A 19,745-nucleotide genomic window follows, 5' to 3' on the forward strand; every position below is an offset into this window, starting at 1 on the left:
GTCAGGCGAAGTGCAGCCTTCGGTACTTCCCGCGGAAATACAATAACGGATCGCGCCTCGGCTCGAACTGCGCCCGCACCACTTCGCCGATCAGGATGAAGTGATCGCCCGCCTCGTGCACCGCGTGCCGGGTACATTCAAAGCTGCCGAGCGATCCGTCGAGCAACGGAACTCCAGTCTCGCCGGGCGACCATGCCGTCGCCGAAAAGCGGTCCTCGGCCTTGCCCGCGAAACGATTCGAGGCGGGCTGCTGGCCGATCTGGAGGACGTTGACACCGAAATGCTGGGCTTCGCGCAGGATCGGCGCGGAGGCCGCGGTATTGGCGATGCACACGAGCAGAAGCGGGGGATCGAGCGACACGGAGGTGAAACTGTTCGCGGTCAGTCCCACCGGCCGCCCGTCGGCGTCGGTCGTGGTGATGATGGTGATTCCGGTGGCGAAGCAGCCCAGGCCGTCGCGCAGAGTGCGGGCATCGGACCCCGCACGGAACTCTGTGCCGGCGCGCGGCTGCTTGCGCTCGAGGAAATCGAGCAGCAAGCCGAGGAATGCTTCGCTGCGGTCCGTAACCACAAGGAGGTCGGCGTCGGCAACTTCGGCGCTCTCGCCGCTGGGTAGGGCATCATCGAACGCCTGCGCTTCCGGCGAGCGTTGCATCCACGATAGTCCGCCACGCACAACCAGGGTTGGCAGCTTGAGTTCGGGCGCGGCGGCGAACAGCCGCTCGGGCACCTGCTCGACCGGAAAAGCCGCCAAGGTCCGCTCGTCCCAGTTCGCCTTGCCACGCGCCGTTTCCAGGCGCTCGGCGATCTCGCCGGCCAACGCGGCCTCGGTTTGCACCGGCATGTCCACCAGCACCAACCCGGCGGCAAGAGTGGCAGCGTCGGTGGCCAGCGCTGTGACCGCGATCCAGCCACCCATCGTCGAAGCGACCAGCACAGGGCGCGACCCCATTTGGGCGAGCACCGCGCGCAAATCCTCGACGTGGGTGTCGAGATCATAGCGCCCATCCTTTGGCCATTCGCTGCCGCCATGGCCGCGCAGGTCGAGGCTGACCACGTAGCGGCCGGCGCGAACCAAGCTCTCGGCGGTCGCAGCCCAGACTTGTCGGGTCTGGCCCGCACCGTGGATCAACAGGATCGCCGGATCGTGCACTTCCCCTTCGACATCGGCTTCAAGCCGGACACCGCCGAAGCCCTTGAATGCGATTACGGTCATCCCCTCCCCCGATAGCTCGCTACACCCTGATCGGGCAGCCACAATTCAGCCGGTGGCGGGCCCGACTGCCAGAACACGTCGATTGGAATCCCGCCTCGCGGGTACCAGTAGCCGCCGATCCTGAGCCAGCGCGGCTGCATTTCGGTGACTATCCGCTGACCGATCCCCACGGTCACGTCCTCGTGAAACCCCGCGTGGTTGCGAAATGCACCGAGAAACAACTTCAGCGACTTCGATTCCACGATCGTCTCGCCGGGTGCATAGTCTATCACCAAATGCGCGAAATCGGGCTGGCCGGTAACCGGGCACAGCGAAGTGAACTCGGGCGCGGAGAAACGGACGCAATAGATCGCGCCCGGGCGCGGGTTCGGAACGTAGTCCAGCGTCGCCTCGTCCGGCGAACCGGGCAGCGAACTGGCGTGACCGAGGTGGCGGGTTGGCGGCAATTGTGGCATCGTCGTCGCCATGCCCGCGCGGCGCGACGGAGTCGAGACCGCGACCGGGTAGATTTTGCCACACAGCCGCCGGTTGGAACGACCCGATTCAGCGCCTATTAAAGCGCCCCGCTGCTGGGTTTGGAGCACGATGACGAGACGGATGGATCGAGAAATGAGGCTGATGCTGCGAGCGATGATCGCGGCGTTGCTGGCGCTGACTTCGGGTGTGGCCGTGGCGCAGGACGGCCAGTTCGACTTGCGCACCCGCGGCAGCCCTTCGCCCGAACCCACCGTGGTCGGCCCGGTCGATCCGGATTCGCCCAGCGTGCGGCCCCGCGCGCGCCCCGCCCCCGTGATCGTTCTCCCCACGCAGGCCGCGCAGCCGGAGCCGACCGGCGCCGCGAGCGTGTCTCCGACATCGCAGCCTTCGACGCCCGCGGGAGTCGAGCCGGGCACGATTGCGGCACGCCCCGCGAGCGGACTTCCGCGAGGAACCGCGCCGCAACAGCCTCCCCCGCAGGGTGAAGCCCCCTTACCGCTCCCCGCCCCATCCTCCTTAACTCCATCCGTGGCGGCGTCGTCGCCGGCACCGGTTGCCACGAGCTACCAGCCGCGGAACCTCGATCTGGTGTCGCGATCGGGCGGTATTGGGCTGTGGCTCGGGCTCGCCACCCTCGCACTCCTGCTGGCGGGCGGCGCATGGCTGGCCTGGAGCCGCCATTTCCGGCATCGCGCGCGCCCGATGCCCACTCCTGAAGTCGAGCGCCCGCGCGTCGCCTCTGGGCCGACGAGCGCGGCGGACGCGCCGCCGCCCACGTCAGCCGGCGGCGCCCTCCATCTCGCGCTGCAGGCGACGAGGATGAGTGCGACACTGGTAAACACCACGTTGTCCTACCGCCTGGCGGTGACCAATCGCTCGGCCCAGCCGCTCCACGACGTGCGCATCGCGGGCGACATGATCGCGGCGCACGCCTCGCGTTCGGCGGACGAGCAGCTCGGCCCGGCGGACGCGTCCCTGCCCGAACTTCATCGCATCCCCACGCTCGCCCCCGGCGAGAGCGTGACCCTGGGCGGCGACATACGCCTGCCGCTGGTCTCGATCACCCCAATCCGCCGCGGCGATGCCGCGCTATTCGTGCCGCTCGCCCGGATGCGCGGACACGCGCACGACCCTGCGGGGACGATTGTTGCGGGCGGGGGCACCTTCCTGGTCGGGCAAGAGCCGGGCGCCAGCAAACGGCTTCAGCCGTTCCGCCTCGATCTGGGCCCGCGCAACTATTCGAAGCTCGGTCAGCAACTCCTCCCCGCCGCCTGATGCGTTTTTCGGCGCTGAATTCGGCGTTTTTCCACCTCGACGCGGCCTTGTCGCGCGACTAAGCCTGTCCGACCGGCCCGCGGCAGACGGGCGATCAGCAGGAGCGCGTGGATGGATTCGCTGGTTACGACCGAATGGCTGGCCAAGGAACTCGGGGCGAGCGATCTGCGCATCGTCGATGCCAGCTGGCACCTCCCCGACAGCGGCCGCAATCCCGCCGCGGAATACGAGGCGGCCCACATTCCCGGCGCGGTGTTCATGGACCTGCGCGATCTGGTCGATACCACCGCCAGCGCCCCCAACACCCTGCCCCAGCCCGAAAAATTCGCCAGCCGGATGCAGAGCTTGGGCTTGGGCGACGGTAGCCGCATCGTGCTTTACGACGACAGTCCGGTGAAGAGCGCTGCGCGCGCCTGGTTCATGCTGCGGATGTTCGGTGCGCACGATGTCGCGATCCTCGACGGCGGCATCGCCAAGTGGAAGGCGGAAGGACGCCCCGTGCAGCAGGGCAAGCAGACCCTTCGTCACCGCCATTTCACCGTCTGGCAGGACGACAAGAACGTCCGCACCAAGGCCGACATGCTCAAGAATCTGCATGAAAAGAGCGAGCAGGTGGTCGACGCGCGGCCCGCCGCACGGTTCACCGGCGAACAGCCCGACCTCCACGGGGGCACCGCACCCGGCCATATCCCGGGATCGACCAACGTTCCCTTGACCACGCTGGTCAACAGCGACGGAACCTGGAAGAGCACCGACGAACTTCGCCAGGCGTTCGAGCAGGCGGGTCTCGATCTGTCAAAGCCCGTCGTGACCAGTTGCGGCAGCGGGATGACCGCCAGCGGTTTGGCGTTCGCGCTCAATCGCTTGGGCAAGGAAGACGTCGCGTTGTATGACGGTAGCTGGAGCGAATGGGGCGCCGATCCGGACACGCCAAAGGCGACTGGGGCGGCTTGAGGCCATCGCGAGCGAAGGTCTTTCGTTCCGACGCGACTATCCCAAGTCCGCTTATGTCGAGCGAAGTCGAGACATGGCGAACAACGCTCGACCATTGCGCGTGATCCCTCGACTTCGCTCGGGATGAGCAGGATTTGTGAGTTTCCCGGGATGGCCAAGCCCCATGACGATCTGAAGCCCGCCACCCGCCTGGTCACCGCGGGGCGCAAGCCGGAATGGACCGGGGCCGCAGTCAATCCGCCCGTCTGGCGAACAAGCACGCATCTTTATGAAAACTGCGCTGCGCTGGAGACGGGACGGCACGTCAATGCCGACGGCGTGTTCCATTATGGCGCGCGTGGCGGGCCGACGCAGTGGGCGCTTGCCGACGCGCTGACCGCGCTCGAACCGGGGGCGGCCGGGACGATGCTCTACCCGACCGGCCTCGCCGCCCCGGTCTGCGCGCTACTGGCGGTGCTCAAAGCCGGCGACGAACTGCTTGTGTCGGACAATTCTTACGATCCGACGCGGACCTTCGCCCAGCGCTGGCTGAAGAACTTTGGCGTCACCACGCGGTTCTTCGATCCGCTCGATGTCGCGGGGTTCGCCGGAATGATCGCCGACAAATCGCGCGCGGTACTCCTGGAAAACCCCGGCAGCCTGACGATGGAGGTATGCGACGTCCCCGCGCTCTCCGCTGCGGCCAAGGCGGGCGGGCTGGCGGTCCTGCTCGACAACACCTGGGCCGGGCCGACCGGCTTTCAGGCCCTCGCCCACGGCGCCGACATGAGCATTCTCGCGCTGACCAAGCATGTCGGCGGGCACTCGGACCTTATGCTGGGCAGCGTTACCGCCACCGCAGAATACTACACGCGGTTGCGGCGCAGCTCGCTTCAGCTCGGTCAGCAAGCCTCGCCCGACGATTGCGCGTTGGCGCTGCGCGGCCTGCGGACGATGGATGTACGGCTGCGCCAATCGACCGCGAGCGGGCTGAGCATCGCCAGGTGGCTCCAAGCACGCGATGACGTCGCCCAAGTCTTGTTCCCGCCGCTGCCCGGGTCGCCCGGCCACGAGCTGTGGCGACGCGATTTCACCGGTGCCTGCGGGCTGCTGACCTTCGTGTTGAAAGGCCGCGACGAGGCCGCACGCGCCGGCCTTATCGACGCGCTGCGACTGTTCGGGATTGGCTATAGCTGGGGCGGGTTCGAAAGCCTCGTGTTGCCTGTCAATCCCGAGCGCGACCGTGCGGTCACGCCCTGGCCGCCTGCCTTCTTGGACCAGGCGGACCGCCAAGCCGTCCGCCTGTGGATCGGACTGGAAGACCCAGGAGACCTGATCGCGGACCTCGACCAGGCCTTTGGCGCGATAAAGCCTGCCTAGCCCGCGCCCAACCGATTCTCGCTGGCGAAACCGCCGCGCTGCCGCCATCTGGCGATCATGGCTTCGTCCGCTCCTTCCATCGGCACCGTCCATCTCGTGGGCGCCGGCCCCGGCGATCCGGATCTGCTGACGCTGCGCGCGGCGCGGCTGGTGATGGACGCCAAGCTCATCGTCCACGACGGGCTGGTCGATCCCGCGATCCTCGCGATGGCGCGCCCCGCCTGCCGGATGATCTCGGTCGCCAAAAGCCGTGCGCGCCATTCGCTGCCGCAGGACCAGATCAACGCGCTCCTGGTGCGCGAGGCGCTGACGGGCAACGATGTTGTCCGGCTCAAAGGCGGCGATCCCTTCATTTTCGGGCGCGGGGGCGAAGAACTCGAAGCGTGCCGGGCTGCCGGTGTACCCGTGGAGGTGGTCCCCGGGGTGAGCGCCGCGCTGGGGGCGGCCGCCGCCGCGCAGATGGCCCTGACGCACCGCGAGGATGCGAGCGTGGTCAGTTTCGTCGCGGGCCAGTGCAAGGGCCTGACCGATCAGAACTGGGCAGGCCTTGCCGGAAGAGGCCGCACCCTGGTGATCTACATGGGCGTCGCCAGCGCCGATGCCATCGCCGCCAAACTGATCGCCGACGGTCTCGCCGCCGACATGCCGGTCGCGGTGATCGAGAACGCGAGCCGCGCCGAGATGCGCGTTCTGCGCGCGCCGTTGTCAGGCCTCGGCGATTTAGTCGCGGCCGAGCGGGTCAAGAGCCCCGCGCTGATCGTTGTCGGTATGGTCGCCGCGCGCGGTCAGGACGCCGCCCTCGCCCCCATCGTCAAGGCAGCAGCATGAAGATTCTTACTGGGAACGATCTCAAAAGCGGCGCGGTTGTGTGGTGGACCGGCAACGGCTGGTCGCTCCATGTCGATGATGCCATCGACGCGGGCGAACACGCGGACTTGATCCTCGCCGAAGAGACCGCCGGTTGCCGCGTCAACGGCGGCTACGCGATTGACGCCGAGTCCGATGGCGCTGGGAAAGTTCGCCCAGCGCACATCAAGGATCGCATCCGCGCGCTTGGCCCGACCGTCCGCCCCGACCTGACCCTCAAGCCCGCCGACCCCGCTGCCGGCACCTGGGTGATCTGACATGTACAAATACGACAACTACGATCAGGCCATGGTTGATGCCCGCGTCGAGGAATTCCGCGACCAGACCCGCCGGCGGATCGAAGGCCATCTGACCGACGATCAGTTCAAGCCGCTGCGGCTCAAAAACGGACTCTATTTGCAATTGCACGCCTACATGTTGCGCGTGGCGATCCCCTATGGCACCTTCGATAGCCGCCAGATGCGCGCGCTGGCCGAGATCGCGCGCAAGTATGATCGTGGCTACGGCCACTTCACGACACGTCAAAACATTCAATACAACTGGATCAAGCTGGAAGAGGCACCCGATCTTCTCGCAGATCTCGCCAAAGTCGAGATGCACGCGATCCAGACCAGCGGCGAATCGATCCGCAACATAAGCGCAGATCAATATGCAGGGGCGGCCGCCGACGAGAGCATGGACCCGCGCCCATGGTGCGAGATGCTGCGGCAGATGACCACGTTCATGCCCGAATTCAGCTATCTGCCGCGCAAGTTCAAGATCGCCGTCACAGCCGCCGCCGAGGACCGCGCCGCGCTGCGCTGGCACGATTTCGCTCTGCGCATCGTATTCGACGAGGCGGGCGAGCAAGGCTTCGAGGTTTTCGCCGGGGGCGGCATGGGCCGCACCCCGATGATCGCACCGCGCCTGCGCGAATTCCTGCCCGCAGGCCAGATATTCTCGTACCTTCAGGCCGTGTTGCGCGTGTGGAACCGCAACGCCCGACGCGACAACATTCACAAGCAACGGATGAAAATCCTCGTGCACGAACTGGGTGCCGAGGAATTCACCCGGCAGGTTGAGGAGGAATTCCAGCACTTTCTGACTCTGGCTGCGGACTTTCCCCAAGCCGAATACGATCGCATCGCCACCTACTTCGCCCCGCCCCCGTTCGAGAGCGGCCTCAGCGAAGAGATCGATCGCTCCGATCCCGATTTCGCGCTGTGGGTCGATCGCCAGGTCGTGGCGCATAAGGCGCCCGGCTATGCAATCGCCAACATCAGCCTGAAGCCTACCCGCGGCATTCCGGGTGATATGTCGGCGGAGCAGATGGACCTCGTCGCGGACCTCGCCGAACGCTACAGCTTCGATGAATTGCGCGCGACCCATGCGCAGAACCTGGTCCTGCCGCACGTTCGCAAGAGCGACCTTTACGCGGTATGGGAGGCGTTGAACGGCGCCGGCCTGGCCGACGTCAACCTCAATCTCATCAGCGACATCATCGCCTGCCCGGGGCTCGATTATTGCAGCCTGGCCAACGCGCGCTCGATCCCGGTCGCGCAGAAGATCGCCGAGCGGTTCGCAGATCTCGATCGCCAGCGCGACCTCGGCGAGCTCAAGATCAAGATCAGCGGCTGCATCAACGCTTGCGGTCACCACCACGCCGGGCACATCGGCATCCTCGGCGTAGATCGCAAGGGCACCGAGAATTACCAGTTGCTGCTAGGCGGCTCGGGAGCGGAGGATGCGAGCCACGCCAAGATCACCGGGCCCGGGTTCGACGAGGACGGTATCGTCGACGCGGTAGAACGGACGATCGAGCACTATCGCGCCGTCAGGACACCGGGCGAACGCTTCCTCGATACCTATCGCCGTGTCGGCATGGAGCCTTTCAAGGAAGCGATCTATGGCTGAGCTGCGCTATCGCGACGACGAACCGGCCGACGAGCCCGCGGTCAGCCTTGAATCTTTCCTCGAACAGTCGAACGCCAGTTCGGTGAGGATCGAGGCCGGCGACGACGTGCGCCTGCTGATTCCGCTGCTCGAACGGGTGCGCCTGGTCGAGATCGACTTTCCCAAGTTTCGCGACGGTCGCGGCTTCTCGAGCGCACGGCTTCTGCGCGAAGCTGGCTACGGCGGCGAGATCAAGGCTACCGGCGATGTTCTGCTCGACCTGCTGTTGTTCATGCGCCGCTGCGGCTTCGACAGTTTCGCGCCCGATGCGGCGATCGATCCCGCCGAGGCCGAACTGGCCCTGAGTCGTTACCCCTACGTCTATCAGCACGCCGCCGACGCTGCGGTGCCGATCTGGAAACTGCGACATGGCTAGGCCCGAGAGAATCCGCGACGTCATCGATGTGACGCCGGCGTTCGTTCAGGCCGACGCCGACGCGCTCAACGCGCGCTTTGCGGGCGTCGATACGTCGACGATGCTGGCCGCCCTGCTCGGCAACGAGCTCAAGGGGCGCGTCGCGGCGGTGTCGTCGTTCGGCGCCGAATCCGCGGTGCTGCTGCACCTGATCGCGGAGATCGACAAGGATGTGCCGCTGATCTTCGTCAACACGCAGAAAATCTTCGGAGAGACCCTCGCCTACCGCGACGAACTGTCCGAGCGGCTCGGCTTCACCGACTTGCGCGTTTTCCGCCCCGATCCTTACGATCTTGCGGCACACGACAAGACCGGGCTGCGCTGGTCCTACGATCCCGACGGGTGCTGCGAAATCCGCAAGGTTGCCCCGCTGCGGCGCGCGCTGGTTCCTTTCGATGCCTGGATTTCAGGGCGCAAGGGCTTTCAGGGCAAAACCCGCAGCGCCTTGCCGCGGTTCGAGATCGACGAGGGCAAGCTCAAGCTCAACCCGTTGGCCGACTGGTCGAAGGAGCGCCTCGAAAGCTACTTCGACGAGCATCGCCTGCCGGCGCACCCGCTGGTCGCGCAAGGCTATCCTTCGATCGGCTGCTCGCCCTGCACCACTAAGGTCGCGCCGGGCGAAGACCCGCGCTCGGGCCGATGGAAGGGCTGGGACAAGACCGAATGCGGGATCCATGCGCCGGGCGTGCCGGACGGGGAACTGCCGCCGGGCTACGAACCGGTGTTCTGATCGGCTACAGCCACCCCGCCTCGCGGTACCACTTCGCCGTCGCCTTAAGCCCCTCGCGCGTGCCGATTTCGGGCTGCCACCTCGCCGCAGGCGGGCGCAACTCCTCGCCCACGGTCCAGTCGGGATGGCACATATAGCCGACCCGGTCCTCAGTCAGCTTGGCCGCAGCGCGGCGGAGCAGACGGTCGCCACGGGCGGCGGCGCGCAGCGCGAAGGCGGGAAGCGGCAACGGCGTGATCCGCTTGCCCACCGCCCAGCCGATCGCCTTGGCGAAGCTCTTATGCGTCCAACCTCCGGCATGGCCGTCGTCGGGCTCGAACAGCTTGCGGGCGACGTCCTCACCCCCTGGCACCAACGCCAGCAGCAGCCGCGCCAAGTCATCGACATGAATTACCGCCATCCGCCCGCGCGGCGGCAGCGGAACGATCCCCGTCCTGGCGAAGCGGAACAGCTCGAGCATTTCCCGATCTCGCGGGCCATAGACGGCGGGGGGGCGGACCACGGTCCAGTCGAGCGGGCTGGCCATGACCACCTTCTCGCCCTTGAGCTTCGACGCGCCGTAGGCCGAGAGTTGCGGCTCGCGCGCAGAAAGCGAAGAGACCTGGACGAAGCGCGGAATGCCCGCGACCATCGCCGCGGTGACAACGTTCAGCGTGCCGCCGACATTGCCGGCGGTGAAGCCCGCGACGTCGGGTGCGTTGACCACCCCGGCGATGTGGATCACCGCCTCGGCCCGCTCCATCAGTCGCGCCAGGGCCTCGGTATCGTCAAGATCGCCTTCAACCCATTCGACCCCGGCGCGCGGTGGCTGCGGTTTGCGCACGAGCGCTCGCACCGCCAGGCCCTGCGCCGCAGCCTGCTCGAGCACCGCCTGGCCGACGAAACCCGTCGCTCCCGTCACCGCAATCGTCACAGCACGACCAACTGATCGCGATGGATCACCGCGCTGCGCGGGGCGTAGCCGAGGATTTCGGCATGTTCGGCGGATTGGCGCCCGCGTAGTCGTTCGCACTCTTCCGCGTCGTATTCGGCGAGACCGTGGGCGAGCAGATGGCCCTTGCCGTCGCGCACCGCCACTGCGTCACCCCGCGCGAACGGGCCCTCTACCGCGCTAATGCCTGCTGCAAGCAGGCTGCTGCCCCTGGCCAACGCCCGGGCCGCTCCGTCATCCACCACCACAGCGCCCTTCAGCCGCAGCCGACCGCCCAGCCACGCCTTGCGCGCCGGATCGCGGCGGCGGGGGAGGAACAGCGTGCCCGACCCTTTGGCCAGCGCGCTGGCCAGCGGCGCGTTCGACTTGCCTCCCACGATGGCCATCGCGATGCCCGCGCGCTCGGCGATCTCGGCGGCCTGCAGCTTGGAAGTCATTCCCCCCGAGCCTACGCCCGAACCGGAGGCGCCGTCGGCCATGGCGAGGACTTCAGGCGTAACCCCACGCACCAGTTTCAGCATCTGCGCGTCGCCGCGCCGGGGGTTGCGGTCGTACAGGCCATCGACGTCGCTTAGCAGCAGCAGCCCGCTCGCTCCCGCCGCCTGAGCAACCCGCGCTGCCAGCCGATCGTTGTCGCCGAAGCGGATTTCGTGGGTCGCGACCGAATCGTTCTCGTTGATCACCGGGATCGCGCCTGCCGCCAGCAGGCGGCCGAGCGTGGCGGTGGCGTTGAGGTAGCGGCGACGATCTTCGAGATCGTCGAGCGTGAGGAGGATCTGCGCGGCGGTGATGCCGTGCCCAGCAAGCAGTTCGGCCCACAGCCCGGCCAGCGCGATCTGCCCGACCGAGGCCGCCGCCTGCGCATCGGCGAGGCTGCCACGTCCGCCCTTGGTCAGGCCGAGTTTGCGCGCGCCCAGCGCGATCGCGCCCGAGCTGACCACGATAACCTGCTGGCCCCGGGCATGCGCCGCTGCGAGTTCGCCGACCAGCGTCTCCAGCCATGCCCTCCGCGCCGCGCCGTCTTCGCCGACAAGCAGCGCTGAGCCGACCTTGACCACGATCCGCGGGCAGGCATCGGCATCGGTGAAATCGGCGAGCGTCGCGACGGGCATGGTGGGGGCGCTTAGCGGGGTGGCGACTGGTTTGGAACCCTACCCGAACACACCCCCAGCCCCGCTCTGATCGAGCAGGCGGTCAGCCTTTATCCGATAACCTCAGTTACGGACAGCGGCTATCACGCTGCGGCGGCGAACTTCCGCGGGTCTGCCAGCTTCCGTCGGGGGCCTGATACTTTTCGCCCGGCTGGGTGTTGAGGATCAACTGGCAGCCACTCGACAGCGCATATTCCTCGACGGTGGCGTTGTTGGCCTGCGCCTTGGCGGCGTAGGCCGCCTTGCGCTTTATGTTGAGGTCGTCGACCATCGCCCGCAACGCCGCGCCGGGCGTGACGACGAAGCCGAGATAGCCGTCCAGCTTCTCACCGATTTGACCTGAGGCGCGCGCGGCGGCGTAGGCCGGATCGCGACCCTGGGCCATCACAGCCACCGGTGCAGCGACCAGCGCCACGCCGCTAAGGGTGAGCATCAGCTTCGAGAGGAACTGGGCAGTCATGGTCAGAAAATCCCCGGATTGTCCTTGATCGTGTTCTTGGCATCTTCCGCTAGGCGGTAGACCACCTCCTGGCGAATGTTGATGTTGAGCTCGATGACGATGGGCTTGTCCGGTGCCTTTACCGAAACACAAGCCGACAGCGCCATCGCTCCCGCCATCGACGACACGGCGATCACGCGTCGCCATAAACTCGTTTCCCCCACCATGCGGCCGATTTTTGCAGCCTTGCTGCGGTGGGTCAATCGCGGGGTGATCATGGCACTCTCTCGCTTTCGCTGGGCTGAATGTTTGGTTGTGGCGGCGTAGGGGATGGGCGCGCGATGGCTCGGCCCTCCTCGTCGATCAGACCAATCGTGCGCGGGTCCTTGACGAAGGCGGGGTCGTACAGGGCCTTGAAGCTGGTGATGAGCTGATAGAACGGCGCGCGGATGTTAACCCGCATCTCGATCGGCAGGTCGGCGACCGCGCGGGTCAGGATGTTGCGCTTGGCTCCTGCCCCCTGCTTGACCCCGCTGAACCGCACGTTGGTGACAATCTCGCCCTCCAGGTTGCCATTGAGCGCAATGTCCATCGTCTTGTAATCGAGGCTGCGCAGCGTCTGGAAGGCGAAGTTGGCCATCGTCGAGAGGTCGCGATAAGTCAGCTCACCGATGTACGATACGTTGCCTCCCGGCGGACGCGATTTGAGGAAGCCGTTGACGATCCGCCCGCTGCCGGGTGTCGATTGGGCGGCCTGGGCCCCTTGCTCGGTCCCGATCCCAAGCACCGTCCCGACCGCTGCGGCAACCTGCTCGCCCGGGTTGGCGGCGGCGAAGACCAGCGGCAGTTCACCGTCGAAGGTGCCCGAGGCGCTGAGGTTGCCCAACCCCATGCGCTCGACAAAGCGAGCGGCATCCAGCCCTTCGATCACAAGAGTATACTTGCGCGGTTCCGAAACGCCGAGGTTAAGCGTGGTCGGGGCCAAGCTCAGACGTCCGCCAAGGAACGGCCAGCTAGCGCTCTTGACCAGCAGCCGCGTACCGTTGAGCTCGAATCGCATCACCCCTTCGGTGACCTCGATTCCCGGATTTAGCGCGGCGATCCGGAGCTCCTGGTCTGGCGCAGTGACGAGGCCGATCAGATCGGTGAACTCGACCGTTCCCGACAATCCCTGGACCGGGCCGAACGCGGCGGCGAAATCGAGCTTGTCGGTGGAGAAGCGCCCACGGCTGGTCACACCCGACGGCGACCAATCGATCGCGCCGCGACCGGTGATCGTGCCCTTGGCATTTGCGATGATGCCCAGCGCGAGGCGCGAGATGTCGGCGGGCTGGAGCCGGTCGTCGAACAGCAGGCCGTTCATCGCCAGATCGGCGTGGCCGCGCGCGTTGGCCAGGTCGTGGCGGATCGTCACTTGCGCCACTTCGCGGTCGGTCGCCGGCTGCCGCAGCGTCGCGGCGGCATCGATCCGGTTGGCGAAGAGCGTCAACCTGGCGTATCGCGCCACCAGCGGGGCGAACCGCGGTGGATCGGCACGGTCGCTGACCCGGAGCGTGGCCTGGTCGATGGTCAGGCGGTTGTTCGCATAGCGCCAGCGCCCGGTTGCGTCGGTAACGTCGAGCGGCGTCGCGGCAAGGCGCACGTCCGCTCCGGAAAAGCTCCCGGCGATTTCCTTGCCGACCCGCGCCGACAGGTTCGAGATGCGGAATCGCGAGGCCGTCGCCGCCGGGCCGAGCGCGACGTCGACGCTGGCGGCGCTAACATTGCCCGGATAGGCAAAGCCGACCGGACCGCTGGCAACGCGGATCGGCGTCTCGCCCAGCCGCCCCGCCAGATCGAGCGAGGGCGCCCCCGCGGCGATGCTCAAAGCGCCCCCGGCGTAGCGCACGATTGGCCGACCGCGCTGCGGACAAAGCGTCAGCCCGCGCCGCTCCAGCGTCAGGCTGGCGAAGGTTAAGCTGTCGAAGGCAACCGGGGTGCAGCGGCGCAGCAGCGCCAGCGCGCCATCCGCACCCACCGAGCCATCGATCGGCACCACCAAATTCTGCGCGAATCCGCCCGGCAACGCCCCGCTCGCCCGCGCCTCTCCGAAGAAGCCGAGCGAGCCGTCGCCTGCCTGAGCGATCGCCAGCCGCGGCAAGGCCAACGCCGACGATCCGGCACGATATTCGGCCATCGCCATCCGGAACACCGCGCGGCCGTTGGTGCGCTCCATCCGCCCCGCGATCCGCGGCAATCCCGGTCCGCCCGTGGAGAAGTTGCCCATCAGGCGCGGCACCCGTGCTCCGCCCGAGCTCAGCGAGAACCGCGACAACGCCGCTAGCGTCGTCCCGCTCCCGCCGATCAGGCTCGCCTGTGGCACAACCAGCGTGGTGAGCGCACCAGCCTTGCGAATGTCTACTTCGGCAAGCAGCCGTCCGCCGCGCGCTTCGCGTAGCAACGCGGCGCGCAGCTGCCCCAGCAAAGGGGCGAAGAGAGTATCAGCTGTGCTCGCCCGCGCACGTTCCAGAGCCGCCTCGAAACCGGTGCCGAGTCGGACCCCGTTGCCTTCGATACGGCCCTGGTATTCGAGCTTTGCCAACCCCTCGCGAGCGCGCAGCGTGCCAGCGGTCGCCAGCCGCCCGAAACCGGCCTGCGGCGTCGCGACCGCGGCCAGCCCGCCGTCGAGCTTCACTGTCAGGTTTCCGCCGCGATATGCGAACTGCGCCGCGGTATCCGCGGCAGCGGCACGATAGCCAGCAAACGCCAACCGTCCCGCGATTAGCTTGGCACGCCCCTCCGCCCCAGCCAGTCCCTTGTCGAGCGTAGTGTCGATCTGCATCGCCGCGTTTTCGAGCGAGACGCGCTGTGCCGGACAGTTCAGCGGCCCGGTCCGCAGCGGCCCGACCAGCCGCGGCCGCTCGGCCGCGATCCGGATCGTGCCGTAATAACTGGCCCGCTGCGCGGAGCAGCCGAGCCCGGCAAGGTTCGGTGCGGCCACGGCGACGATCCCGGCAAACCCGTCGTTGAGCCGTCCCGCGCCTTCGGTCTTGATTCCCAGCGCGCCGTAATCGGTTTCGAGCAACGCCCGCCCGTCGGCGATCTTGATGTCGAGACGGGGTAGCTCGAATGCCTTCTTGGTGCCGGTGAAGAGGAGCCGATCGAGCGAACCGAAGCTGAGCTTGCCATTACGGTAGGTGCCGTAGAGACGTGGCTCGACCAGCGTCATCCGTCCGATCCCGGGAAAGCCGAGGCGGTAGACCAGCTCGACTTCGGCGCGCTTGACGGTGAGATCAGGACGCTGCGGGTTGCCGACCACGATGTCCGCCAACACCTGCCGCCGCGCGCCGATCCGCTCGATGCGATAGGTCGCGGGAATTCCCCGGCTCTTGAGTTCGCCGCCGATGACGGCGTCGGCGATCCGTTCGCGCTGCGTCCACACGATCGCGAAGGCCAACGCCACTACCAGCGCAAGAATTGCCAGCGCCTTGGCCAGCCGCCCAAAGCGACGTTCGCGCTGGCGCGGCGTTTCGTCGGACGGTGCGCTTTCGAGGGTCGCTTCGAGTTCGGCGCCGAGGGATTCGTCTTCCGCCATCCGCCCCTACACTTGCAAGCCCTGGCGCGGTCGCGCAATGCTCCGGTTTCCAACGCACGAGTAGGGACGATGGTTGCACGCGGGCTGAACGAGGGCGACGAGGCCGGATTGTTCGCCGCGGAGGAGCCAGCCGCCGCGTCCGCTGCCAACCCCGCCGCAGGCCACCGCGGCCGCCTGCGCAAGCGGGTGCTCGAAGGCGGGATCGATGCGCTCGGCGATCACGAGGTGATCGAGTTCCTGCTGATGGGCGCGATCCGGCGGCGCGACGTCAAACCGATCGCGCACGCGCTGCTGGCTCGTTTCGGCAGCCTGGCGGGCGTGTTCAACGCCGATCCGCGCGCGCTGATCAACCACCCGGGATGGGCGAGATCAGCGCCGCCGCGCTGCTGATCGTCGCCACCGCCACGCGGCGGCTTGCCCGCGAACAAGTGCGCGACAAGCCGGTGCTGGCGAGTTGGCGGGCGTTGATCGATTACCTGACAATCGACATGGCGCACCTCACGGTCGAGCGGGTGCGAGTGCTGTATCTCAACGTCCAGAACCATCTGATCCTCGACCACCACGTCGGCGACGGCAGCGTCGACGAGGCCGCGGTCCACCCGCGCGAGGTGATCCGCAAGGCGCTCGACCTGGGCGCCAGCGCGCTGATCCTAGTCCACAACCACCCGTCCGGCTCGCCCGAGCCGAGCCGCGCCGACATCCAGATCACCCAGCGCATCGCCGAGGCCGGGCGGCTGCTGGGCGTGGTGGTCCACGATCATGTGATCGTCGGGCGCGAGGGGCACGTCAGCCTCAAGGCCAAAGGCCTGATCTGACACCGCTGGCGCGCCGGCTCCGCGCGGTCTAGGATCGACCAGGGGCCACGGAGAGATGCCATGAGCGTTCGCAAAACCTTGATCGCCGCCGCCATTTTGGCCCTGACCGCCGATGCCGCCGCCGCCCAGGCCCCCGACTACGCCCGCGCCACGGCGGTCGAAGTGGAAGTCAGGAGCTTCGCGTTCACGCCCGGGACGATCCACTTGCGCGCCGGGGTTCCGGTGCGGCTGACGATCCGGGACACCAAGGGCGGGCACAATTTCGCCGCGCCCAAGTTCTTCGCCGCCGCCCGCATCGCGCCCGAGGACGCGGCCAAGGTCCGCGGCGGGAAGATCGAGCTGGAAGGCGGGGACACGGTGACGATCCACCTGGTGCCGGCGGCGGGAACCTACAAGCTCACCTGCACGCACTTCCTCCACACCTCGTTCGGGATGAAGGGCAGTATCGTCGTCGACTGAGGGATCAGCCCCCGTTTCAACCTTCGGCGGCGATCCGTTCGGCGCGGGCCGCTTCGGCAACTACTCGCTGGCGCTCGACGCGTTCCATCCGGTCGGCCATTTCGCGCCAGGCGGCGGCGGAGCGCTCGGCCCGTTCGCGGACGTTGGCGAGGGTCGCATTGGCGGCCTCGGCCGCGCTTTCCTCGGCGCGGGCGATGTAGAATTCACGGGTCGTGCTCATCGCCGGTCCTTCGCTTCAGACAAGGACCGCCCGGCAGCGCAACTGCGCCGCCGGGCGGGGTATTCGATCAGGCTCAGGCCGATTCGAGGTTCGTCGCCGACTTCTTGCCATTGCGGCCGGTCTCGACCTCGTAGGAGAGGCGCTGTTCCTTGTTGAGGGTCTGCATCCCGGCGGCCTGGACCGCGCTGATGTGGACGAAGCTGTCCTCACCGCCGCCGTCCGGCGCGATGAAACCATAACCCTTGTCGGCGTTGAAGAACTTGACGGTGCCTACTGGCATGATGCGTTCCTTTCAAAGAACGATTGATCCGCCCGCAACAGCGCGGACGGAGGAGTGCGAGAGGTCGTGTCGGTGAAAGGAAGTCGTCGGTTCGGAGCGGTTTCCCGCGCCGGGGAGGCGAAGTCAGTCATGCTTAGGACGTCAGCCGGGATGGTGTAGCACGCCGTCCGCCAAACGCCTAATTCCTCGCTTCGGCGGCCGATCCGCTCTACCCTGCGCACCAGCATCACCGCTTCGGGAGACGACCGATGGCCAAGGGCCAGATGAAGAAGAGCAAGGAAGCGCGCAAGCCGAAGAAGGAAAAGCCGCCCAAGCACAACGCCAGCCAGCCCTCGCAAAAGGGCGGCGTGGTGACCGGACTCGATAACATGAAGAAGACCTGAGCGCCGCTTGACCAGCTTGCGCATCCTCGTCGATGCCGACGCCTGCCCGGTCAAGGACGAGGTGTACAAGGTCGCCTGGCGGCGCGCGGTCCCGGTCACCGTGGTCAGCAACCAGCGGATCCGCATCCCGGACCACCCGCTGATCGCGCGCGCGGTGGTCTCCGACGCGTTCGACGCCGCCGACGACTGGATCGCCGAGCGCGCTGATGCTGCCGCGGTGGTCATCACCGGCGACATCCTGCTGGCCGACCGCTGCCTGAAGGCCGGGGCGACGGTGATCGCGCACAACGGCAAGCCGTTCACCCCCGCCAGCATCGGCGGAGCGATCGCCACCCGCGCGATCATGGCCGACCTGCGCGTCGGGGCAGAAGGTATGACCGGCGGCCCCGCCCCGTTCGCCAAGGCCGACCGCAGCCGCTTTCTCCAGGCGCTCGAAGAGGCGCTGGCGCGGCTGGAGCGTATCGCCCCGCGGTGAGCGTCCACCCGCGGAAGAAACCGCAGGCCCCCTGGACCACTTGGACCACTTGGACCACTGTCCAGGGTAAAATTATTTCCTTTGATCCGCGGGTCCTTAACGGCTGGCGGCAGCGCGGATCGCGTCGGTCGCATGCGACAGGATGGACCAGATTTCGGCGATGTAGGAAAGCAAAAGCGGCGGCGCGGGCGTTCACTCGCGGTCGTCGGACGGCTCCAACCGCGTCACCCACATCGGATCGCCGTCCGCAGACAGTTCGATGTCGGGCGACGGCACCATGTCGTCCCCGGTCTCGATCCACCCCCGCCCGTCGCACTTGGGGCACATGCATCGCTTGGACCGCTGGCTGACCAGATCGTATTCGCAATTCCATTGGCCATGACCCGCGCAGACCGGGCAGACCGCATCGAAATCCCCCGACCGCGGCTGGAGCGGGATGCCGTCGAGCGCGTGGGGGTCGAGCGGATTGGCGCAGGTGACGATGCGGGATTCGTGGGGCATGGGTGGGGCTTCAAGACCAAACGGGGCGATCGCCGCGATAGGCCACGCGAGAGGCGTGCGCAAACGTGCGGAGTTGCGGACGGTGTCTGAAGGGTCCGCTGGCGCCGCTGGCCCGGGTCATCGCGCATCGCCCAGATGGGCGCGGAACCAGTCGGCCAGCTCGTCCTCCGCCAGTTCGCCCGCGGCGAGGGCGAGGATCGCGACCACCAGCTCGGCGTCGCTGGCGTCAAGGCCGTAGCCGTTGAGCGCCAGAAAGGTTTCGCCGATCACCGCCGCGGTGCGCCTATTGCCGTCGACGAACGGGTGATTGCGGGCGATCCCGAAGGCATAGGCGGCGGCAAACGCCGCCGCGTCGGGCTCGCCATAGTCGGCCAGATTGCGCGACCGCGCCATCGCGCTTTCGAGCAACCCGAGATCGCGCACCCCCTCGCCCCCGCCATGCTCGGCAAGCTGCTCGGCATGCGCCGCCAGCGCCACCTCGATGGCGATCCAGACCCAATGGCCGGACATGTTACTTGGCGAGTTCGTCCGTCACTTTGCGAGTTCGCGCAGCGCGCTTTTGCGCCGCGCCATTACCTCACGCGCGGCGGCCATCTGCGCCTCGAAGTCGGGCTCGGCCGCCGACAGCTCGATCCCGCGCGGCGTGGTCACGACCGACAGCGTGCCCCCCACCTCGGCGTTGAGATGCGCGAGCAACTCGCGCGGGAGGACGATCCCGGCGGAATTGCCGATGCGGGTGATTTTGAGAGACTTGTTCATACGGACGTTATAACGAAATTTACGTGCCAAGGCAAGCCGGGCGGACGCTCAGTCGATGATCTCGGCCCCGCCCTCGGCCTCCATCCGCGCGAGATGGGCCTTCATCTCGGCGAGCCGCTCGGGCGGATGCGGCTCCCAGGTGGAGACTTCGCCGACGATCCGCAGCGGCGCGCGGCTGCGGTAGGATGCGGTCGGGTTGCCGGGGAACTTCTTGTCGGTAAGGTTGGGATCATCCTCGAATGGCCCGGTCGGTTCGACGATGTAGATCCGTTCGCGCCCCTCACCCTTGGCCAGTTCGCAGCCCCATGTGGCGGCGTCGAGCGTGCCCGAGAAATAGATGTGCGCCAGCGCGCGGTCGGCGAAGTTGGAGCCGAACCCCGGCGCGAGCAGATCGCCCACCGCAAGCTGGGCGCCGGTGCCGTGGTAGTAGGGGCCGGTGGCGGCCGACGCGTAGGTCATGGCGGAGCAACGCGCGATTGGCTGGCCGGTTGCCTGGCGGTCGCGGATTTGCAATGCGCAACAGCGAGGGGGCG

At 67.3% G+C, this 19,745-nt stretch carries 24 protein-coding genes and 1 pseudogene; 12 read left to right on the forward strand and 13 right to left on the reverse strand.

Translation table 11 applies throughout. From position 1 onward, the window contains the following. Position 1 precedes the first annotated feature (1 nt). Together GKE62_RS02400 and queF are read right to left on the reverse strand one after the other, a co-directional pair. A complete protein-coding gene (locus GKE62_RS02400; RefSeq protein ID WP_154690851.1) occupies positions 2-1,216 on the reverse strand; it encodes an alpha/beta fold hydrolase in 1,215 nt (404 codons plus the stop codon). After that, positions 1,213-1,671 carry a preQ(1) synthase gene (queF, locus tag GKE62_RS02405; RefSeq protein WP_154693514.1) on the reverse strand — a complete coding sequence of 153 codons (459 nt, stop codon included), beginning with the start codon at positions 1,669-1,671 and terminating at the stop codon, positions 1,213-1,215. The genes GKE62_RS02400 and queF overlap by 4 nt, the downstream gene beginning before the upstream one ends. 610 nt (positions 1,672-2,281) lie before the next feature. Between queF and GKE62_RS02410 the strand changes: the two genes are divergently transcribed. From GKE62_RS02410 to GKE62_RS02445, 8 genes are all read left to right on the forward strand, one after another. Next, a complete protein-coding gene (locus GKE62_RS02410) occupies positions 2,282-2,968 on the forward strand; it encodes a hypothetical protein (RefSeq protein WP_195908565.1) in 687 nt (228 codons plus the stop codon). Positions 2,969-3,079: 111 nt separating this feature from the next. After that, positions 3,080-3,922 (forward strand): 3-mercaptopyruvate sulfurtransferase, encoded by an 843-nt coding sequence (sseA, locus tag GKE62_RS02415; RefSeq protein ID WP_154690853.1) that lies wholly within the window; start codon positions 3,080-3,082, stop codon positions 3,920-3,922. A gap of 123 nt (positions 3,923-4,045) precedes the next feature. Beyond that, complete coding sequence (gene metC, locus GKE62_RS02420; protein WP_230206868.1) at positions 4,046-5,281, forward strand: cystathionine beta-lyase; 1,236 nt, start codon at positions 4,046-4,048, stop codon at positions 5,279-5,281. Positions 5,282-5,338: 57 nt separating this feature from the next. Further along, positions 5,339-6,109 (forward strand): uroporphyrinogen-III C-methyltransferase, encoded by a 771-nt coding sequence (gene cobA / locus GKE62_RS02425; protein ID WP_154690855.1) that lies wholly within the window; start codon positions 5,339-5,341, stop codon positions 6,107-6,109. Then, positions 6,106-6,405, forward strand: coding sequence for a DUF2849 domain-containing protein (locus GKE62_RS02430; RefSeq protein WP_154690856.1), 300 nt, complete (start codon positions 6,106-6,108; stop codon positions 6,403-6,405). Before cobA ends, GKE62_RS02430 begins: the two co-directional genes overlap by 4 nt. 1 nt (position 6,406) lies before the next feature. After that, entirely contained in the window at positions 6,407-8,041 is a 1,635-nt protein-coding gene (locus GKE62_RS02435) for a nitrite/sulfite reductase (protein WP_154690857.1), read from the forward strand. After that, on the forward strand, positions 8,034-8,456 hold the full coding sequence (locus GKE62_RS02440) for a DUF934 domain-containing protein (RefSeq protein WP_154690858.1): 423 nt from the start codon (positions 8,034-8,036) through the stop codon (positions 8,454-8,456). Before GKE62_RS02435 ends, GKE62_RS02440 begins: the two co-directional genes overlap by 8 nt. Next, the gene (locus tag GKE62_RS02445; protein ID WP_154690859.1) at positions 8,449-9,225 is read left to right on the forward strand and encodes a phosphoadenylyl-sulfate reductase; all 777 of its coding nucleotides are present in this window, start codon (positions 8,449-8,451) and stop codon (positions 9,223-9,225) included. Before GKE62_RS02440 ends, GKE62_RS02445 begins: the two co-directional genes overlap by 8 nt. A gap of 4 nt (positions 9,226-9,229) precedes the next feature. On the opposite strand, the gene GKE62_RS02450 is transcribed toward GKE62_RS02445, so the two are convergent. The 5 genes from GKE62_RS02450 to GKE62_RS02470 all read right to left on the reverse strand — a co-directional run bounded on the left by GKE62_RS02450 (position 9,230) and on the right by GKE62_RS02470 (position 15,320). After that, complete coding sequence (locus GKE62_RS02450; RefSeq protein ID WP_154690860.1) at positions 9,230-10,138, reverse strand: NAD(P)-dependent oxidoreductase; 909 nt, start codon at positions 10,136-10,138, stop codon at positions 9,230-9,232. Beyond that, complete coding sequence (proB, locus tag GKE62_RS02455) at positions 10,135-11,268, reverse strand: glutamate 5-kinase (RefSeq protein WP_154690861.1); 1,134 nt, start codon at positions 11,266-11,268, stop codon at positions 10,135-10,137. Before proB ends, GKE62_RS02450 begins: the two co-directional genes overlap by 4 nt. Positions 11,269-11,374: 106 nt before the next feature. After that, the gene (locus tag GKE62_RS02460; RefSeq protein ID WP_370516045.1) at positions 11,375-11,767 is read right to left on the reverse strand and encodes a YdbL family protein; all 393 of its coding nucleotides are present in this window, start codon (positions 11,765-11,767) and stop codon (positions 11,375-11,377) included. Between the two features lie 2 nt (positions 11,768-11,769). Beyond that, the gene (locus tag GKE62_RS18725; RefSeq protein ID WP_230206869.1) at positions 11,770-12,024 is read right to left on the reverse strand and encodes a YnbE family lipoprotein; all 255 of its coding nucleotides are present in this window, start codon (positions 12,022-12,024) and stop codon (positions 11,770-11,772) included. Continuing rightward, positions 12,021-15,320: a YdbH domain-containing protein gene (locus GKE62_RS02470; RefSeq protein ID WP_154690862.1), complete on the reverse strand. Its 3,300-nt coding sequence runs from the start codon at positions 15,318-15,320 to the stop codon at positions 12,021-12,023. Before GKE62_RS02470 ends, GKE62_RS18725 begins: the two co-directional genes overlap by 4 nt. 69 nt (positions 15,321-15,389) lie before the next feature. Between GKE62_RS02470 and radC the strand changes: the two are divergent. Both radC and GKE62_RS02480 read left to right on the forward strand, forming a co-directional pair. Continuing rightward, positions 15,390-16,135 (forward strand): annotated as a pseudogene (gene radC, locus GKE62_RS02475) (DNA repair protein RadC). 60 nt (positions 16,136-16,195) lie between these two features. Beyond that, positions 16,196-16,594: a cupredoxin domain-containing protein gene (locus tag GKE62_RS02480; protein WP_154690863.1), complete on the forward strand. Its 399-nt coding sequence runs from the start codon at positions 16,196-16,198 to the stop codon at positions 16,592-16,594. A gap of 16 nt (positions 16,595-16,610) precedes the next feature. Here the strand turns inward: GKE62_RS02480 and GKE62_RS02485 are convergent, their stop codons facing one another. Both GKE62_RS02485 and GKE62_RS02490 read right to left on the reverse strand, forming a co-directional pair. After that, positions 16,611-16,814, reverse strand: coding sequence for a hypothetical protein (locus GKE62_RS02485; protein ID WP_154690864.1), 204 nt, complete (start codon positions 16,812-16,814; stop codon positions 16,611-16,613). 73 nt (positions 16,815-16,887) lie between these two features. Continuing rightward, entirely contained in the window at positions 16,888-17,094 is a 207-nt protein-coding gene (locus tag GKE62_RS02490; RefSeq protein ID WP_154690865.1) for a cold-shock protein, read from the reverse strand. Between the two features lie 248 nt (positions 17,095-17,342). On the opposite strand from GKE62_RS02490, the gene GKE62_RS19350 reads away from it, so the two are divergent. Next, complete coding sequence (locus GKE62_RS19350; RefSeq protein ID WP_255453489.1) at positions 17,343-17,477, forward strand: hypothetical protein; 135 nt, start codon at positions 17,343-17,345, stop codon at positions 17,475-17,477. Between the two features lie 16 nt (positions 17,478-17,493). Beyond that, positions 17,494-17,952, forward strand: a complete 459-nt coding sequence (locus GKE62_RS02495) for a YaiI/YqxD family protein (RefSeq protein WP_154693517.1) — start codon at positions 17,494-17,496, stop codon at positions 17,950-17,952. 192 nt (positions 17,953-18,144) lie between these two features. On the opposite strand, the gene GKE62_RS02500 is transcribed toward GKE62_RS02495, so the two are convergent. From GKE62_RS02500 to arr, 4 genes are all read right to left on the reverse strand, one after another. Then, positions 18,145-18,453 carry a hypothetical protein gene (locus GKE62_RS02500; RefSeq protein ID WP_154690866.1) on the reverse strand — a complete coding sequence of 103 codons (309 nt, stop codon included), beginning with the start codon at positions 18,451-18,453 and terminating at the stop codon, positions 18,145-18,147. A 117-nt stretch (positions 18,454-18,570) separates the two neighbouring features. After that, the gene (locus GKE62_RS02505) at positions 18,571-18,963 is read right to left on the reverse strand and encodes a type II toxin-antitoxin system death-on-curing family toxin (protein WP_154690867.1); all 393 of its coding nucleotides are present in this window, start codon (positions 18,961-18,963) and stop codon (positions 18,571-18,573) included. Positions 18,964-18,984: 21 nt separating this feature from the next. Beyond that, complete coding sequence (locus GKE62_RS02510; protein WP_154690868.1) at positions 18,985-19,212, reverse strand: AbrB/MazE/SpoVT family DNA-binding domain-containing protein; 228 nt, start codon at positions 19,210-19,212, stop codon at positions 18,985-18,987. A 48-nt stretch (positions 19,213-19,260) separates the two neighbouring features. Beyond that, complete coding sequence (gene arr, locus GKE62_RS02515; protein ID WP_154690869.1) at positions 19,261-19,671, reverse strand: NAD(+)--rifampin ADP-ribosyltransferase; 411 nt, start codon at positions 19,669-19,671, stop codon at positions 19,261-19,263. Positions 19,672-19,745 lie beyond the last annotated feature (74 nt).

This window comes from Novosphingobium sp. Gsoil 351 (assembly GCF_009707465.1).
Classification (GTDB): domain Bacteria; phylum Pseudomonadota; class Alphaproteobacteria; order Sphingomonadales; family Sphingomonadaceae; genus Novosphingobium.

What these genes read in the sequence shown, in the direction of transcription:
- metC (WP_230206868.1), top strand. Translation starts at nt 4,046, where the DNA reads ATGAGCAGGATTTGTGAGTTTCCCGGGATGGCCAAGCCCCATGACGAT.
- GKE62_RS02445 (WP_154690859.1), top strand. Translation starts at nt 8,449, where the DNA reads ATGGCTAGGCCCGAGAGAATCCGCGACGTCATCGATGTGACGCCGGCG.
- GKE62_RS02510 (WP_154690868.1), bottom strand. Translation starts at nt 19,212, where the DNA reads ATGAACAAGTCTCTCAAAATCACCCGCATCGGCAATTCCGCCGGGATC.
- sseA (WP_154690853.1), top strand. Translation starts at nt 3,080, where the DNA reads ATGGATTCGCTGGTTACGACCGAATGGCTGGCCAAGGAACTCGGGGCG.
- GKE62_RS19350 (WP_255453489.1), top strand. Translation starts at nt 17,343, where the DNA reads ATGGCCAAGGGCCAGATGAAGAAGAGCAAGGAAGCGCGCAAGCCGAAG.
- GKE62_RS02435 (WP_154690857.1), top strand. Translation starts at nt 6,407, where the DNA reads ATGTACAAATACGACAACTACGATCAGGCCATGGTTGATGCCCGCGTC.
- GKE62_RS02490 (WP_154690865.1), bottom strand. Translation starts at nt 17,094, where the DNA reads ATGCCAGTAGGCACCGTCAAGTTCTTCAACGCCGACAAGGGTTATGGT.
- cobA (WP_154690855.1), top strand. Translation starts at nt 5,339, where the DNA reads ATGGCTTCGTCCGCTCCTTCCATCGGCACCGTCCATCTCGTGGGCGCC.
- GKE62_RS02480 (WP_154690863.1), top strand. Translation starts at nt 16,196, where the DNA reads ATGAGCGTTCGCAAAACCTTGATCGCCGCCGCCATTTTGGCCCTGACC.
- GKE62_RS02470 (WP_154690862.1), bottom strand. Translation starts at nt 15,320, where the DNA reads ATGGCGGAAGACGAATCCCTCGGCGCCGAACTCGAAGCGACCCTCGAA.
- GKE62_RS02460 (WP_370516045.1), bottom strand. Translation starts at nt 11,767, where the DNA reads ATGACTGCCCAGTTCCTCTCGAAGCTGATGCTCACCCTTAGCGGCGTG.
- GKE62_RS18725 (WP_230206869.1), bottom strand. Translation starts at nt 12,024, where the DNA reads ATGATCACCCCGCGATTGACCCACCGCAGCAAGGCTGCAAAAATCGGC.
- arr (WP_154690869.1), bottom strand. Translation starts at nt 19,671, where the DNA reads ATGACCTACGCGTCGGCCGCCACCGGCCCCTACTACCACGGCACCGGC.
- GKE62_RS02430 (WP_154690856.1), top strand. Translation starts at nt 6,106, where the DNA reads ATGAAGATTCTTACTGGGAACGATCTCAAAAGCGGCGCGGTTGTGTGG.
- GKE62_RS02440 (WP_154690858.1), top strand. Translation starts at nt 8,034, where the DNA reads ATGGCTGAGCTGCGCTATCGCGACGACGAACCGGCCGACGAGCCCGCG.
- GKE62_RS02485 (WP_154690864.1), bottom strand. Translation starts at nt 16,814, where the DNA reads ATGAGCACGACCCGTGAATTCTACATCGCCCGCGCCGAGGAAAGCGCG.
- GKE62_RS02400 (WP_154690851.1), bottom strand. Translation starts at nt 1,216, where the DNA reads ATGACCGTAATCGCATTCAAGGGCTTCGGCGGTGTCCGGCTTGAAGCC.
- proB (WP_154690861.1), bottom strand. Translation starts at nt 11,268, where the DNA reads ATGCCCGTCGCGACGCTCGCCGATTTCACCGATGCCGATGCCTGCCCG.
- GKE62_RS02505 (WP_154690867.1), bottom strand. Translation starts at nt 18,963, where the DNA reads ATGTCCGGCCATTGGGTCTGGATCGCCATCGAGGTGGCGCTGGCGGCG.
- GKE62_RS02500 (WP_154690866.1), bottom strand. Translation starts at nt 18,453, where the DNA reads ATGCCCCACGAATCCCGCATCGTCACCTGCGCCAATCCGCTCGACCCC.
- queF (WP_154693514.1), bottom strand. Translation starts at nt 1,671, where the DNA reads ATGCCACAATTGCCGCCAACCCGCCACCTCGGTCACGCCAGTTCGCTG.